We start from the raw sequence: 17845 nt of genomic DNA, 5'->3' as shown, positions 1-17845 counted from the left end.
ACAACTTTGATTACCTTTACGACCTACTAAATTCAACGATGCTTATGTGGCAACGCTTAGCGGGTTTCGTACTAAAATTCAGGCTCCCACTGCTGATAGCATTATTAGCAGCTACCGCAGTAATGGGATATTTCGCCAGCAAGGTCCAGTTATCTTATGAGTCCAACAAAGCCATTCCTACAGACAATCCGAAGTACCAGGAATACCTGGGATTTACAAAACTCTTTGGTCAGGATGGAAACATGGTCGTATTGGGCGTTCAATCGGACAGCTTCTTTAATGCCGGATTTTTCAGTGACTACGTAAAGCTCAATGAGGATCTCAAAAAAGTGCCTCATGTAGAGAATGTACTGAGTGTACCTGTTGCCATCAATCTGATAAAGAATGACAGTACGCACAAACTTGTCGCACAGCCTTTATTTAAAGGTAATATCCAGGACCAGGTGGTATTGGATAGTCTGAGCAATGTATTTCATAACCTTCCTTTCTACAAAGGGTTGCTGTACAATCCTGATACACATGCTTATCTCATGATGGTCAGTGTGAACAAGGAGGTAATGGCCTCTGCGGGTCGTACCAAAGTGGTAAATGACATCATGAAACTTGGCGATGATTTCGGCGCCCGGCATCATACACAGGTGCGTATGAGTGGTTTGCCACTGATCCGCACAATCATGGCGGTGATGGTAGCCAAAGAAATGAAGATGTTCCTGATTCTGTCATTCGTATTGACAGCGCTGATCCTGTTTGTATTCTTCCGCTCATTTGGTGCTGTGCTCATGTCAATGATCGTAGTAGCGATGGGGGTGATCTGGTCAGTAGCTACGATTGTATTGTTAGGTTACAAGATCACATTGCTTACAGCCCTGATTCCACCATTGATAGTGGTGATAGGGATACCGAACTGTGTATACTTCCTCAATAAATATCATACAGAATACGCCAAGGATCAGAACAAGACCAGGGCACTGGTGCACATGATTCAGCGTATGGGTATCGTGACCCTGTTTACGAACCTGACGGCTGCCATTGGTTTCGGTGTATTCTGTTTTACCAAGAGCTCTTTGCTGAAAGAATTTGGTATCGTAGCCGGTCTGAATATTATGCTGATCTTTTTGATCTCCTTTATCTTCCTGCCTGCAGTACTAAGCTATTTGCCAGCACCTAAGATGAAGCATACCAGCTACATGAACAACCGCTTATTCCGCACATTCCTGGATGGCTTGAATGCATTGGTATTTAAATACAGACCTGCGGTATACATTGGTACAACGGTGATGGTGATCGTAGCTGTTACCGGTATGCTTCGTCTTAAGTCAGAAGGCTTTATGCTGGACGATGTACCGAAGGAACACAGGTTGTATAAAGACCTGAAATTCTTTGAGCAGAATTTCAAGGGTATAATGCCGCTGGAAATAGCAGTAGATACCAAAAAGAAGAATGGTGTAATCAACCTGCAAACACTGGATAAACTGGATCAGTTGTCGAAGCTGGTGGCAGTACAACCAGACTTTGCACAGCCGTTGTCAGTAGTACAGGGTATCAAGTTTGCAAAGCAGGCTTATTACAATGGAGACAGCACTAACTATGCAGTACCTAACTCATTTGATATCGGTTTCCTGGCTCCTTACCTGCGCATGAAGAATACGGGTAATGCAAGCAAGGAAGCGGCCATGTTTACCAAACTGGTAGCCAACTTTATGGATAGCAGCCGCCAGGTAGCCAGGGTGAGTGTGAATATGGCTGATGTGGGTTCCCGCCGTTTACCAATCCTCCTGGATTCATTGAAACCAAGAGTAAATGAAATATTCGATACGGCACATTACCAGGTGACATATACAGGCAGTACGGTGATCTTCCTGGAAGGTAGCCGTTTCATCATCGATGGATTGATGGAAAGTATCTTGCTGGCCTTTATACTCATCATCTTCTGTATGTTGTACCTGTTCCGTTCCTTCAAGATGCTGATCATTTCGCTGATCCCAAATATCATTCCCCTGGCACTCACAGCAGGTGTGATGGGCTGGGCGGGTGTACCGCTTAAGCCGTCTACAGTGCTGGTGTTCAGTGTGGCGCTGGGTATAGCGATCGACGTAACGATTCGTTTCCTGGTGAACTTCAAGCAGGAGTTGCCACATCATAACCTGGATATTTCTGCGACAGTGAAGCAAACTATTCACGAAACGGGTTTGAGTATAATTTACACTTCCCTGATCCTGTTTGCAGGTTTCATGATCTTCAGTTTCTCTCAGTTTGGTGGTACCAAGGCATTGGGTTGGCTCACATCGCTGACATTGATGCTGGCAATGATCACGAACTTAACAATTTTGCCTGCATTGTTGTTATGGATGGAGAAGGCGTTGATCAGGAAGGCGCAGAAGAAACAGTTATGGAATACGCTGGATGACGAAGAGGATGTGGAAATGTCCAAACTGGGCTTAAAAGACCGGGAAGAAGGCGAGAAATAAGCGTCAAAAAAATATCCAAAATAGCTAAAAGCTCAATGCCAGTGCGCTGGCATTGAGCTTTTTAGTTTCAAATAATCTAGTGCAAGGCACTCATCCCCCCGTTTTAGCCGTTTGTATAAAAGGATGTATTATACCCATTAAAAAATAAGAGGTTTATGATGCCATTCTAACCACTTTTAGTTCATGAAAAACAAATACTTAAAGGGCGCTCATTTATCCGAGCGTAAATTTAAGGAGATACTACGGCTATTTGCCGAGGATCTCACGGCCACTCAGATTGCCAGCATAAGTGGAGTAAGCCGGGTCACTGTTAACAGTTATCTTAAGAAAATCAGACAACAGATAGCCCGGCATTGTGAATCTTTATTGCCAACCGACCCCTTACGTTCAACTACTACTGAACGGAAAGCAGTCCCAGCCACTCAAGACTCCGACTCCCCAGTTTCCGTAAAAACAGATGTCAGCCGGAATATCAAGCCAGTTGTCTTTGGTATTTATCGCGCATCTGACCGCCTGCACACTGAGATTTTGCCCGATGTAAGCCGTTCCATGATTCATTCTGTAGTCAGGAGTAACCGATCAATATTGGAGACTCAGAGTGCAGCAGAAAAGATCAGGCGCTTCAGCAATGTTGCCGATCTGGGACAATACAGGCTTTACAATCTGGAAAATGAGGGAACCAACAATGCTTCTGAGGATGTAGATGCATTCTGGGGGTTGACCAAGCATCGCCTGGCCAAATTCAAGGGGCTGAACCGCAGCACAGTTTATCTTCACCTGAAGGAATGTGAGTTCCGTTACAACAACAGGAATGAGGATATCTATGAAACGCTGCTGGAATTGTTGAAGACACAACCACTAAGCCTGTCGTAGGAAAAGAAAAAATTCGGGGAGGAAGCGCTGCCAGCCTTTAAGAGAGGGCCGGTCAGCGACGTGCGCACATGTGGAATGCTAATCAATTCTCCTTTTAAACTGTTATTTAGATGTACATTTTTATTTAAATCTGGTTTAACCCGGATTTAGATTTTGGTTGATGAGCGCGCAGGCGGTACTCTTACCGCTTGCCTTTATTGTTTTTTTTAATATGACTTTATCAAGATAAAAAGAAAGGGTTTCTATAACATTATTTTGACAATATGTTGAAACTTAACTTAGACAAGTAGCTTCCTGAAACCCTCTGTATTAGTCCGTTATTACAATTTCATGACAAAATACACCCTAGATAACATGAAAATTGTATGTGGGGTTTAACATTTTATTAAGTATCTTGCCGACCTATTAAATAATAATAAAGTAACATTACAACAACAGAAATCTAAGCCAAAATCAATTGTCGATGAAAGAAGCCGCTGAGACGGATATGTATTGTGCATACAACCCAACATTATGACTACATAATCACGTAAGGTGCTTGCTGAACAAAAACTAGTAAACTGAATTTTGGTGCCCGGATATATTGCATGGCAACGTGTAGTATACGGTTAATTTTATTGGTTTTGCTTGAAGATGATCTAACAAAGTCGGTTTTATTATTATTTGGTTACACAGAATTAGGGATCGCTTGTATTCTATTTAAACAGCATTGACAGTAACGGGGGAGAACGTGAGACGTTAAAATGAACAAGGGAATTGCCTGCTTGCTTATGAATTTGTACTGCTTTGTTATGCGCCGTAGATGGCGTGGGAAATGGTTTTTGCTTTTTATGAATTGAAAATTGCTTATGAGGAATACTGATATAATTGTTAACAAGTTCATTTTATCAAATCAATTATCTTTTATGAAGAAAGGATTACTCCTATGGCTGTTCGTGGCCATGAGCGTGTTACACACGTTCGCACAAACACGAACAATTACGGGAAAGGTAACTGATACCAAAGACGGGTCTCCCTTACCTGGAGTGTCAGTTATAGTGAAGGGTACTACTAAAGGTACTGTAACAGGTGCTGATGGTAGTTATAAAATTGACGCCAGTGCAAATGATGCGCTGATATTCTCCTTCATAGGATACGTTAACCAGGAAAAAGCCGTAGGCGGTGCAGCAAACATTTCTGTTGCCCTGGGTACTGATAATAAACAATTGAACGAGGTTGTGGTAACCGCACTGGGTATCACGAAAGAAAAGAAAGCACTGGGTTATAGCGTGCAGAAGATCGGTTCTGATGAATTGATCAACTCTAATGAGCACAACGTTATCCAGGCCCTGGCTTCCAAAGCTGCAGGTGTGCAGGTAATTGGTTCCGGTGGTACTCCAGGTGCTTCTACTAAGATCATCATCCGTGGTAACGCTACCTTTACCGGAGAAAACCAACCACTGATCGTTGTGGATGGTGTGCCTGTTGATAACAGCACCAATTCTACATCTGCAAGAAACTACCCTTACAACTCTAACCTGCAGGGGGTAAATAACTCAAACCGTGCGTTGGATATCAACCCTGATGATATCGCTTCCGTAACAGTATTGAAAGGCCCTGCTGCTGCTGCCCTGTATGGTGCAAGCGCTGCTTCCGGTGCTATCATCTATACTACCAAAAGAGGTCGTGCAGGTGCAACCAGAGTAGCTTACAGCTTCAATGCCGGTTTCGATAAAGTAAGCAAACTGCCTGAAGAGCAGCATATTTATAGCCAGGGTGCTCCTGGTGCTACTCCAGTATACGATCCAGGTGGATTGGCTACCAGTACTCCATATAGCTGGGGTCCTGCTATCAGCTCTGTTAGCGGTGCCAAAGTATACGATAACACTAAAGAATTCTTCCAGACTGGTACCAACTTCACACACGATGTATCTGTGACCGGCGGTAACGATAACACTACTTTCCGTCTGTCTCTGAACCGTGTAGACCAGAAAGGTGTAGTGCCTACCACTGATCTGCAGAGAACAAGCGTTCGTATCAATGCGGACTCTAAAATCACTGACAGGTTGACAATGGGTGTTTCTGCATCTTATGTACTGACTGAAGGTACTAAAGCACAGAATGGTTCTAACACTACCGGTGTAATGCTGCCGCTGATGAGAGCCCCAGCATCCTGGAACCTGGCTGATTACCAGAATGAAGATGGTTCCAGCAAGAACTATTACCTCTTCTACGACAACCCATACTGGAGCTTGTACAACAACCCTTATAGAGATAAAACTGACCGCTTCTACGGTAACGTGAATACATCATTCAAAATCACTGACTGGTTGTCACTGAATAACCGTACCGGTGTGGATATGTACACTCAGTTCAGCAAACAGGTGTTCGCAATCGGATCAAACGCTGTGAGCGACTACCTGGGTCAGATCGAAGAAAATACTTACACCAACAGAAACATCTACTCAGATCTGATCCTGTCTGGTCATAAGAATTTCAATGATAAGTTCGATGTAATCGCTAACCTGGGTGGTAACCTGAACCAGGAAACAGGTCAGAACGATTATGCTAAGGGTACACAGCTGTCTATTCCTAATTATTATAACCTGAATAACGCTTCTACCCTGTACGCTGATAACTCTTCTTTTATCAAGAGAACGTCTGCGCTGTACTATGATCTGGAATTTGCTTACAAAAACCAGTTCTTCCTGACTACTACAGGTCGTAACGAGTGGTCTTCCACTTTTGGTAATTCTAAAAACAACTTCTTCTACCCTTCAGTAAGTGGTAGCTGGATATTCACTGAAATTGTACCTGCTAACAATGTAATCACATACGGTAAACTGCGTGCTGCTATCGCAGCGGGTGGTAAGAGCCCAAGTGTTTATGCTGCTAACACATTATATACCAACCCTAACTTCGCCGACGGTTTTACCGATGGTAACTCCTTCCCTTTCAAAGGTCAGAACGGTATGAGCCTGAGCAGTGCGCTGGGTAACGTAAATCTGAAACCAGAAAGAAGCGTGGAAAAAGAAATAGGTTTGGATGTTAAATTATTCGGCCGTGTGAATTTGGAACTGACTTATTACGATAAGCAATCCAAAGACATCCTGGTAGCAAGACCAGTAGCTGGTTCTACCGGTTTCCAAAGCATCCTCGATAACGCTGGTAAAATGCAGAACAAAGGTGTGGAAGTGTTAGCATCTGCTGATGTGCTGAAGCTGAAAGACTTCACCTGGAATGTTCAGGTAAACTGGGCAATGAACAAAAACAAAGTGCTGGAACTGGCGAATGGTGTAGACGAGATCAGTGTTGAATCTGCATTTACTTCTATCGGTTCTTATGCTATCGTAGGTCAGGCTTATGGTGCACTGTATGGTTCTAAATGGGTACGTAACGATGCGGGTCAGCTCGTAATCGGTGCTAATGGATTACCTTCAATTGCTGCTGCAAGTGGTAACCTCGGAAATCCGTTCCCAGACTGGACTGGTGGTGCAAGAACTACCTTCACTTACAAAAACATTACCCTGTCTGCCCTGTTGGATGTAAGACATGGTGGTAAGATCTGGGATGGTACCCATGCGAGAATGAACAACCTGGGTAGAACTGAAGAATCTGCTGATCGTGAAAAAACCTATGTAATTCCAGGTGTGGTATTAGGTGCTGATGGTAAATACACTGAAAACACTAAAACAGTTACTGCACAGCAATACTACCGTATTTATAAAGGTGACGCAGCTGGTTCTGCAGTTGAAAACTCTGTTGAAAATGGATCATGGGTTCGTCTGCGTGAACTGAACCTGGGTTACAAATACATCCTCCCAGGCAATAGCCCAATTAAATCTGTAGAACTGACACTGACTGGTCGTAACCTGTGGTTACATACTGACTACAAAGGTGTAGATCCTGAAACAAGCTTAACTGGTGCTGGTTCTAACCTGACAGGTTTTGATTACTTCAACAACCCAGGTACTAAAACTTATGCAGTTGGCGTGAGAGTTGGATTCTAAGGTGTATTAAAAGGTATTATTGAAAATAATAACAACGACTAAGTCATGAAAAAAGTCTTTATATTTTTAGCATTACCGCTGTTATTCATGGCGGAAAGCTGCTCAAAGTTCACAGAAGGTTATGGTGAAAGCCCTAATAACCCAACTAAAGCGACTCCTCCACTGATCCTGTCAGCAGCAGAACTGGGTCTTTACAGTACCTACACTGGTACCCTGGCAAGAGTCTCTGCAACCCTGACCCAACAGACTGGTGGTGTACAGGCGCAGATGCTGGAAATCGATCAGTACCAGCTGCTGAATACAGCCAATACGAACGATTGGAACAACCTTTATAACAACATCGTTCAGCCTGCAAATGACCTGATCGAAAATTATGGAGCAACCAACGAACAGTATGCTGCTGTAATGAAAATTATGAAAGCAATGGCGCTGGGTATCGCTACCGATGTATGGGGCGATGTACCTGCTACTGAAGCTGGTCTGGGTAACATTACCGGTAACCTGACTCCTAAATTCGATACACAGGAATCTATCTATACTTACATTCAGACACTGCTGAGCGAAGCAGTTACTACCCTGAGTGCTACTGGTGGTACTAACAACTACACCATTGGTTCTGACGACTTCATCTTTAATGGTGATCTGACTAAATGGTTAAATACCGCTCACATCCTGCAGGCTCGTTTCGCTAACCGTCTGAGCAAAGGTGATGCTACCGGTTCTGCAACTACAGCACTGGGCTACCTCGCAAACGTAACGGATGCTGGTGATGCTATGGCTAACTACGGTATAGTAACCGCTGAACTCAACCAGTGGAATGCTTTCAAAGTAGACAGAGCTAACTACCTCAAAGTGGGTAAATACCTGGTTGATTTATTGCAGACTAACAACGACCCCCGCTTACCATACTATGCAGCAAAAACAGCTGCTGGTACTTATGTAGGTGCTGCTCCTTCTTCTGAAAATACTTCAGCTTCTGAAGTTGGTGATTACATCGCTGGCGAAGGTGCTTCCATTCCTTTGGTTACTTATTCTGAAGCGCTGTTCATCAAAGCTGATGCTAACTTCCGTCTCGGTAACCTGGCTGAAGCAGCTACTTACTACAACCAGGCTGTAATTAAAGCTGTAACCCAGGTAACTGGTTCAGCTCCTGATGCTACCTTCATCGCTGCTTTTGCTTCTGCTACTGCTGCGACTATCACAGAAGAGCAGATCGCTACTCAGAAATACATCGCGCTGTTCACACAGATCGAAACATGGGCTGAATGGCGCAGAACTGGTTACCCAACCCTGACTCCAAATGCAGACAACGTAACCGGTACTAACGCAATTCCAAGAAGACTGCCTACTGAAAATAACGAACTGCTTTACAACAAAGCAAACGCTATTAACGTAACAGATATCTTCGCGAAAGTATGGTGGGATAACCTGTAATCCTTTCAATTCTTCATATCAAAAAGGGCGTGTATCTCTGATACGCGCCCTTTTTTTTATTGCAATTTCTCCTCCGAATTTTTTATATTAGTACAGACTAATAATCAAAACTCAAAATAGCTAAGAACCAAAATCTAAATACAATTTTTAAAACCAGGAATACCTATTTGTAGCCATCATTGTGCCCTTGTGGCGTGCAGCTCCCTCATGCATGCATGTAGCATAACCCACTTTGATTAAAAATTAATCCCTCATGAAAACATCTGTGCTCCTATGGCTATTGCTAGCCATCAGCGTGGTATCCACGCATGCTCAAACCCGTACCGTCAAAGGAAAAGTAACCGATGCCCACGACGGCCAGCCTATTCCCCTCGCCACCGTTAGAGTAGCAGGAACAAACAAAGGAACTACCACCGATCAGCAAGGTAATTTCTCTATCAGTGTCGAAGCAGGACAATCCCTGCAGGTATCGTCTGTCGGCTATTCACCCGTATCAATCGCCGTGACCGGACAGGCAAATGTATCCATAACATTGGGGACGGACCAAAACGTATTAAACGAATACATCGCCACGGGTTACACCAATACAAACAGACGAACCCGAACAAGCGCTGTTGGTGAAGTCACTGCCGAAGACCTGGAGAACAAAAACTATGTAGACATTAATCAGGCATTACAGGGCCAGACACCCGGTGTATTCATTGGTGGTAACTCAGGTATGCCCGGCGCCATTCAAACGGTCAGGATCAGGGGTATAGGCTCCATTAGTGCCGGTTCCTCTCCCCTCTATGTTGTGGATGGTGTAATCATCGATGGCAGAGACCTGAATTCTGCCGGTTCAATAGGTGTGCAAAGCAACGACCTGCTGGCGAACCTGAACCCCAACGATGTAGAAACCATCACCGTGCTGAAAGATGCCTCCGCTACCGCCCTCTATGGTTCCAGGGGTGCCAACGGCGTAATTGTGATCACTACCAAAAAAGGTAAATCAGGTGTCTCTACATTCGGCATCAATGCACAATATGGTAAAACCGAAATGACCAGGGGCCATGCCGCACTAATGACACCTGCCGAAGCCCTGCACTACGACAGAGATCTGCTGGCCATCAATGGTACATCTCAGGCAGATATAGATGCCCAGTTTCCCATGTCGCTTCTTGACAATGCCTTTGACTGGAGCAAAGCCGGCTGGCGAAGAGGTACTAACCAGGTAATTGGTGTCACCGGTTCCGGCGGTACTGAAAAAGCGAAATACTATGCCTCCGGTGGATATGAAAAAGTAGACGGACCCATGATCGGCACTGGTATGAAACGCTACTCCGTCATGTCCAACATCACTTCAAAAGTGAATAACCAGATTGACCTGGCACTGAACCTGAATCTTTCTTATACCGACTATAATTCGGCAGGTGGTGGAAATTTCTATTCCAGCCCTATTTTAGGCGCTTATTTTGTCTCTCCCTTCCAGAGTCCTTACAAGCCAGACGGAAGCATGTATACGGGCAATGAAACAGCGTTTAAAGCAGCTTCCAAGAACAACTTCCTCTACTCCTATTCCCGCAATACGAATAAGCTGAATAATTTCAGGGGCCTGGGTGGCCTGACGGTCTCCTATACATTTACTGACTGGCTCAAAATATCTGAAAAGGTAAATATGGACCTGGTATATGGATACGCACATCTGTTTACAGATCCTACTACCCACGATGGCTATAATAGCGCAGAACCTTTGAAGAGCGGTGATATCTTTAACCAGTTGGTGCGCAATACAACGCTTACCAATCAGCTCTCCGCTTCAGGCACTATCCCGATTGCAACAGATCATACCCTCAATTACATCGCGCTGATGGAATACGACCGCTTTTCCAATACCAGCTTTGGTGCAGAAGGTATCGGTCTTGTATCCGGCAAACTCAAGGTACTGGATGTTACCTCTACACCGCAGGATGTGAATGGTAACGGTACTGATTATACTTTTGTCTCTTACTTAGGCCAACTCAACTATAACTATAAAGGCCGGTATACACTCAATGCAACCTATCGCAACGATGGCTCTTCCCGTTTTGGTGTGAACAAACGTTTCGGTAATTTCTACTCTGTCGGTGCCTCATGGATCCTGATAGATGAACCTTTCCTTCAATCGCAGAAAGTGCTTTCTGATCTTCGCCTGCGTGGTAGCTATGGCCTCACAGGCAATGCAGACTTTGACAACTTTGTCGCTACTGCATTGTATGCATATAATACTTCTTACAATGGCGCGCCAGGCAATGCTCCCAGCACCATTGGCAACAAAGACCTGACCTGGGAAAAGAACAAAGCTGCTAACATAGGACTGGAAGCAGCTGTGCTGAATAACAGGCTTAAACTGACCTTTGATATTTACAAACGTATCACAAATGGTTTGTTGATGAATACACCTGTATCGTCCACCAGTGGCTTCACACAGCAGCAGGCAAATGTAGGCAGGGTTCAGAACAAAGGTATTGAAGCAATGCTCACCAGCACGAATGTAAAGTTCAATGGATTTGAATGGCAAACAGAACTCAACTTCTCCCTGAACAGGAATAAAATCCTTGAGTTGTATGGTGGTCAGGATATCACAGGTTCTATTTCAATTCAGCGTGTCGGTTACCATGTGACTAGTTGGTATATGGCCAGATGGGCAGGTGTTGACCCTGAAAATGGAAACCCGTTATGGCTCACTGCCGATAATAAAACAACCACCAGTCTGAATGCTGCAAACAAAGTAATAGCAGGCAATGCAGAGCCCCGGTACATTGGTTCACTGACCAACAGGTTCTCTTACAAAGGCATTGGATTATCATTCATGTTTTACGGCGTGACAGGCAACAAAGTACTGAACCAGACAAGAGTATTATCCGATGCAGATGGTGTATACTTTGGCTACAATTACAGCAGGCAGCAAGGGCAAAATTACTGGCGGCAGCCAGGCGATATTGCAGAGCGGCCCAAGCCTAAAAAAGGAGGTAACAACTCTGCAAATTCTGCTACTTCTACCAGGTTCCTGGAAGACGGTCAGTTCCTTCGTTTGAAAGATGTAACACTCTCCTATAACCTGCCTGCCCGGTGGCTCAGACATGCAAAAATTGCCAAAGCATATGTATTTGCTACCGGTACAAATTTGATTACATGGACAGGATATACCGGTTGGGATCCGGAGCAGGATATAGCGGCTAATGAAGCTTTCAGGTATCCTCCTTCAAAGACCGTAAGTCTGGGCTTAAATGTAAACTTCTAAACTGCTGAAACATGAGAAACACTATCATCTATATATTCCTTTTACTATCCTTTACTGCGTGCAATGATAAACTCACATTGTCACCTGCCGTACAGTTGCCTACTGAAGATGCACTTACTGATATTGCTGGTGTAAAAGCCGGTATTAGCGGTATGTATGCCGGAATGCGTTCTGTTAACTATTACGGGCGAAATTTTTTAGTGATACCTGAATTAGCTGCTGATAATGTATATTTATCTGCGACCAACAGTAATCGCTTTGGTTCTACATTTCGTATCACCTGGCTCACGTCTGACCCTGACATCACCAGTCTCTGGAATCAGGCATATGCTGTGATGCTGAGAGCCAATAATATCATCAACAGTATTCCTGCATTAACAGATGGAACAGAAGCGGAAAAGAATGATGCATTGGGGCAGGCATTATTTGTGAGGGCACTCACCCATTTTGATCTGCTGCGCATCTTTTCACAGCCTTATGCTATTGGTGGCGGCAGTGCGCCAGGCATTCCTGTCATGACTAAATTTGAAGTCGGTTCACCTGCCAGAAATACAGTGGAAGAAGTGTATACACAGATTATAAATGATCTTACACAAGCAAAATCACTATTGGGAACCGATGCCGGCAATCCATATAACGCCAATGCATATGCTGTTTCTGCATTACTCGCAAGAGTGTATCTTTACAAAGGTGATAATGCCAATGCTATAACGGAAGCCGCTGCCGTGATTAATTCCAATGAATATGCTATAGTCGCTGCAAAAGATTTACCTGAATTCTACAACACACCTGGTACAAGTGAAGATATCTTCACACTCATGGTATTGTCTACCGAATCATTAGGCTCTGACGATGTAGGTAGAATCTATCTGAAGCCTGGATATGGCGATATCCGGGTATCGCCTGATATAGTAAATGTATTTGATACAGCTGATGCACGCTATAAGGCCTATATCTTCCCATTCAGTGGCAGTCCGACTGAATATGAAAATGAAAAATTCTACGGCCAGGATGGTATCTCAGGATTGTATAGCCCTAAAATTTTACGCATCTCAGAACAATACCTGGTACGTGCAGAAGCGAATGCAAAACTGGGTAATTATGCGGCTGCTATTGAAGATATAAATGCCATTCGTGCAAATAGGAACCAGGCGGATCTTATCAATATTCCTGATGCAGATGTACTCGCAAATGTATTGTTAGAGAGAAGGAAAGAACTGATGTTCGAAGGGCATCGGTACTTCGATTTATTGAGGAACAAACAGGATATAGTCAGAACATTTTGTGACGATCCGCTAGAGTTAAATACTCCCGCTTGTACATATCCGGCTACATCGCCAACAGTAATAGCACCCATACCACAAAGGGAAATAGATGTAAACAAAAACATAAAACAAAACCAGGGCTATTAATACCCCCGCATTCTGGCCGCCGCCAAAAACAAAACGCTTTTGCCGTAGGCAAAAGCGTTTTGTTTTTGATATTAAATACCAGTTATTTTATCACTTCTTTCAACTTCGCTTCCAGCGCTTCACCTCTCAGCCCAATTCCTAAAATCTTTCCAGCCGGATCCAGCAACATATTCGTAGGAATAGAATTAATTCCATACAAAGGCACCACCGCAGACTCCCAGAATTTCAAATCACTCACATGTGTCCATGTCAAACCATCTTTCTGGATTGCCTCTACCCATGCTTCTTTCTTCTTATCTAAAGAAACACCCAGTACAGTAAAATTCTTATCCTTATAAGCATTAAATGCCTTCACCACGTTCGGATTTTCCATACGACATGGCTGGCACCAGCTTGCCCAGAAATCAACCAATACAAACTTGCCTTTGAAAGAACTCAGGCTCACCATCTTACCAGAAGGATCAGGCAAAGAAAAATCAGGTGCTTCCTGGCCTACCTGCAATGCAGTCATATTTGCATCTACTTCGCCCGCAGCCTGTTTCAGCATCTGGTCCAGTTTACTGGTCAATCCAACTACCAATGTGTTAGTTGGGAAATGCGCCTTTACTTCAGCAATTTCCTTTCCACTGTTCATTAAAGACTGTGGATTGATCATGCTCAGTGCAAACGCGGCAACAGCGGGATTTTTGGAAGTAGTAGCCGCATGCATTACAAAGTCGGTCACTTCTTTTTCTTTTGCTTCCAGCGCGCTGGATTTGGCCTGTACTATGCTATCACTGGCGCCGCTCTTTGCCAGGCTATCCAGTGCTATATTTTCTTCAGTCAGTGAACGACTCTTAGCGCTTACATCATTGAGCAGCTGTTGCAGCTCGGAAGAAGCTTCAGAGTTTTCAAATTTCACCAGTTCCAGGTTATTCAGATCACCAGTCACCGTCATGGTACCGGCATCCAGTGCCAGCAGAATGAAGTGCTGCTCATCCTGGCCAAAGCGAATACGATACAGCCCCTGCTCTGGCAGCATGCCTTTCAGGGTAAATTTACCACTGGCGTCTTTCAGCGTCACAGAATCCACTATTTTGAGGGTATCCATAGACAGTTCTTCCAGTATAACGGTACCTAAAGGTGCATTATCGATTTTACCATTGATCACAAAATTTCCTTTCTCGGTCTGCTGGTGACAACCCGCCAGTACAAAACCGAAGGCTATCGCCCATAATGCTAATTTCTTCATATAGATCAGTTGTTATTTAAGTTTTTCAGCCAGCAACTGGTTGGTCAGTTTCGGATCGGCTTTACCTTTAGATGCTTTCATGACTTCACCCACAAACAGGGCCATCAGGCCTTTCTTCCCTTTGCGGAATTCTGCCACCTTATCAGGGTATTTACTTAATACCTCATCAATGATGGGGGAAATATTATCTGCATTATTATCCTGCAACAGGTTGAGACGGGTAGCGATATCCAGCGGTGCCGTAGCCGGTTCCTGCAGCAGTTCCGGGAAGATGCGGGAGGAGGCGATGGAGAAGTTCACTTTACCATCTTCCACCAACTGAATGAGTGCAGCAAGTGCCCCGGCAGGCAGTGGAAAGGCCGTCATATCAATACCCTTATCATTGAGGGTAGATTTCACTGGGCCTAGCAGCCAGTTAGCCACGGCTTTATGCCTGGGGATCAGGTTTACTACCTGTTCAAAGTAGTCAGCAGTGGCTTTGTCATCGCAGATTACTCTGGCATCATAGTCTGAGAGTCCGTATTGGTGCACATACTTCTCTACCAGTGCTTCCGGAAGTGCAGGCAGTGATGCACGGATGCCTTCCAGGAATTCGTCGGAGAAAGAAAATGGCGCCAGGTCCGGCTCAGGGAAGTAGCGGTAATCGTTTGCCTCTTCCTTGGAGCGTAGCGAGAACGAAGTACCATTGCCAGCATCAAAGCTGCGGGTTTCCTGTACGATCGTGCCCCCGGTTTCTACCAGGGTAATCTGGCGTTTTATTTCACCCTCTACCGCGCGTTTTACGTTGCGGATAGAGTTCAGGTTCTTTACTTCTACTTTGGTGCCGAGTCTGGTCTCACCTTTCAAGCGGATGGAGATGTTGGCATCACAGCGCATGCTACCTTCTTCCATGTTACCATCGCACACATCTACCCAGCGTACCAGGCGGCGGAGTACGGTGAGGAATGCATATACCTCATCGCTGCTATGCAGGTCCGGTTCTGTCACAATTTCCAGCAGGGGTACGCCTGCACGGTTATAATCCACCATGGTAAAGGCAGGATCCTGATCGTGCATAGATTTGCCGGCGTCTTCCTCCATGTGAATGCGGTTCAGCTTTATAGCTCTTTCACCATCGGGGGTAGGAATCACTACCCGGCCACCTACACAGATAGGGGCAGTATGCTGGGATACCTGGTAGCCCTTTGGCAGGTCAGGATAAAAATAGTTCTTACGGGCAAAGTAGTTCTCCTTTTCGATACGGCATTCGCAGGCCAGACCCAGCCTGATGGCGTATTCCACTGCCCTCTTGTTCAGTTTGGGCAGGGTACCCGGGTGGCCCAGGGTAATAGGGCTGATATGCGTATTGGGAGCGCCTCCGAAAGCAGCACTGTCACCACAGAATAGTTTGCTCTCTGTTTGCAGTTGGGCATGTACTTCCAGGCCTATCACTACCTCATATTTGTCAAAATCAATGCTTGCGCTCATATTATTGTTATGCTGTGAACGCAAATATAGAAAATGACGGGTAGAAAGGGGAATGTTTACCCTTTTGAAACGGAATATTGAATTTTAACAAAATTTTATTAAACTTGCATTAGCAACTGTTTAATCTGTATTTCCACTTTTTTAAACCACTTGCCATACCATTTGGCCTATATTTTTTCTGACGCCATCAGCATTTAACCTTTTTTCCTGTTTAAAGCGGTAATTAGCCACTGTGTAGCGATTTTCGAAGTTGGGATTTACCATTTAACCACTATTTATCCCTATTCTTTAAAAATATGGGTTGTGCCTTTTTAGTAACTTTCAATCATGAGTATTGAAAACACTTATCAGGCACAGCAGGTCTTTTTTGCCTCCGGTGCTACTCTCCCCTACGCTTACCGGCGGAAACAGCTGAAATTGCTGAAAAAGGCCGTAAAGCGCTATGAGCGCCGTATTCTGACCGCCTTGCATGCCGATTTACACAAACCGCCAATGGAAGCCTTCGGCGGCGAAATAGGACTGGTGTATGGTGAAATCAAATACTGCTTAACACACCTGAAGCGCTGGATGCGCCCGGAGCCTGTGAGCAGTCCCTTCATGCTCTACCCTTCCAAAAGCAAAATTCATCGCGCTCCACTGGGCCAGACCCTCATTATCGGCCCCTGGAATTATCCTTTCAGTCTTATCTTCACCCCACTCATTGGTGCCATTGCCGGTGGTAACTGCGCCATCCTGAAACCTTCAGAACTGGCCCCCAATACGGCTGCTGTGATCTCCGGCCTGGTACAGGAAACCTTCGCCCCTGCCTATATCACCGTTGTAGAAGGAGAAGGTAGTGAAGTCATTCCGGCATTGATGCAGCACCGGTTCGACCATGTATTTTTCACCGGCAGTACGAATGTGGGCAGGAAAGTGCTGGAAATGGCAGCCCCTCATCTCACTCCTGTCACACTGGAACTGGGTGGCAAATCTCCCTGTGTCGTAGACGACAAGGTAGATATCCTGGTAGCCGCCAAAAGAATCATCTGGGGCAAATGCTTCAATGCTGGTCAAACCTGCATCGCACCCGATTATGTACTGGTACATGCTAAAGTAAAAGAACAGCTCATCGCTGCCATGAAAAAGGCGATCACCAGCTACTATGGCAACAATCCAGCTACCAGTAATCATTATGCCCGCATCATCAACAAAAAGCGATTCGATACCCTCAATAGTTATCTTTCAAAAGGTACAATTCTGCATGGTGGAGATACAGATCCTTCCACCTTATATATTGGCCCTACCCTCATGGAGAATGTAGCAATCGACGATGAAATATTCGGTCCCATTCTGCCTATTATAACCTACGAGCATCTGGGCGACGCCATTCAGTATATCAGGCAGTACCCTGCTCCGCTCTCACTGTATGTGTTTACAAAGAGAAGTAGTACGGAAAAGGCGCTTATAGAACAACTGAGATTTGGTGGTGGTTGTGTGAACAATGTATTGGGGCATTACACCAACGTAGAACTGCCCTTTGGTGGAGTGGGATACAGCGGTATGGGACAGTACCATGGCAAATATAACTTCCTGACTTTTACCCATGCCAAAGCCGTGATGAAAACCGGCACCTGGCTGGATGTAAAATTGAAATACCCCCCTTATCGCGGGCTGGGACTCCTGAAAAGACTCATGAAATAAAATGTAAAAAGAGGTTGCCTCCGCTCATGGAG

At 44.8% G+C, this 17845-nt stretch carries 9 protein-coding genes; 7 read left to right on the top strand and 2 right to left on the bottom strand.

Annotated elements, in window-relative coordinates; all coding sequences use genetic code 11:
* Window positions 1–44 precede the first annotated feature (44 nt).
* From ABDW16_RS00225 to ABDW16_RS00200, 6 genes are all read left to right on the top strand, one after another.
* Entirely contained in the window at window positions 45–2468 is a 2424-nt protein-coding gene (locus ABDW16_RS00225) for an MMPL family transporter (RefSeq protein ID WP_343667097.1), read from the top strand.
* Between the two features lie 585 nt (window positions 2469–3053).
* Window positions 3054–3341: a hypothetical protein gene (locus ABDW16_RS00220; protein WP_343667096.1), complete on the top strand. Its 288-nt coding sequence runs from the start codon at window positions 3054–3056 to the stop codon at window positions 3339–3341.
* A gap of 905 nt (window positions 3342–4246) precedes the next feature.
* Entirely contained in the window at window positions 4247–7330 is a 3084-nt protein-coding gene (locus tag ABDW16_RS00215) for a SusC/RagA family TonB-linked outer membrane protein (protein ID WP_343667095.1), read from the top strand.
* 45 nt (window positions 7331–7375) lie between these two features.
* Window positions 7376–8764, top strand: a complete 1389-nt coding sequence (locus ABDW16_RS00210) for a SusD/RagB family nutrient-binding outer membrane lipoprotein (RefSeq protein ID WP_343667094.1) — start codon at window positions 7376–7378, stop codon at window positions 8762–8764.
* A gap of 253 nt (window positions 8765–9017) precedes the next feature.
* The gene (locus tag ABDW16_RS00205; protein ID WP_343667093.1) at window positions 9018–12023 is read left to right on the top strand and encodes a TonB-dependent receptor; all 3006 of its coding nucleotides are present in this window, start codon (window positions 9018–9020) and stop codon (window positions 12021–12023) included.
* A gap of 11 nt (window positions 12024–12034) precedes the next feature.
* A complete protein-coding gene (locus ABDW16_RS00200) occupies window positions 12035–13435 on the top strand; it encodes a RagB/SusD family nutrient uptake outer membrane protein (RefSeq protein ID WP_343667092.1) in 1401 nt (466 codons plus the stop codon).
* Between the two features lie 82 nt (window positions 13436–13517).
* Here the strand turns inward: ABDW16_RS00200 and ABDW16_RS00195 are convergent, their stop codons facing one another.
* Both ABDW16_RS00195 and gatB read right to left on the bottom strand, forming a co-directional pair.
* Window positions 13518–14666 (bottom strand): TlpA disulfide reductase family protein, encoded by a 1149-nt coding sequence (locus ABDW16_RS00195; protein ID WP_343667091.1) that lies wholly within the window; start codon window positions 14664–14666, stop codon window positions 13518–13520.
* A 12-nt stretch (window positions 14667–14678) separates the two neighbouring features.
* Window positions 14679–16133 (bottom strand): Asp-tRNA(Asn)/Glu-tRNA(Gln) amidotransferase subunit GatB, encoded by a 1455-nt coding sequence (gene gatB / locus ABDW16_RS00190; protein ID WP_343667090.1) that lies wholly within the window; start codon window positions 16131–16133, stop codon window positions 14679–14681.
* A gap of 327 nt (window positions 16134–16460) precedes the next feature.
* Between gatB and ABDW16_RS00185 the strand changes: the two genes are divergently transcribed.
* Window positions 16461–17813 (top strand): aldehyde dehydrogenase, encoded by a 1353-nt coding sequence (locus ABDW16_RS00185; RefSeq protein ID WP_343667089.1) that lies wholly within the window; start codon window positions 16461–16463, stop codon window positions 17811–17813.
* Window positions 17814–17845 lie beyond the last annotated feature (32 nt).

It is taken from the genome of Chitinophaga sp., assembly GCF_039596135.1.
In the GTDB taxonomy this organism is placed as follows: domain Bacteria; phylum Bacteroidota; class Bacteroidia; order Chitinophagales; family Chitinophagaceae; genus Chitinophaga.
Note: the sequence above shows the minus strand (reverse complement) of the source record. Positions and strands in the feature narration are given on the sequence as shown.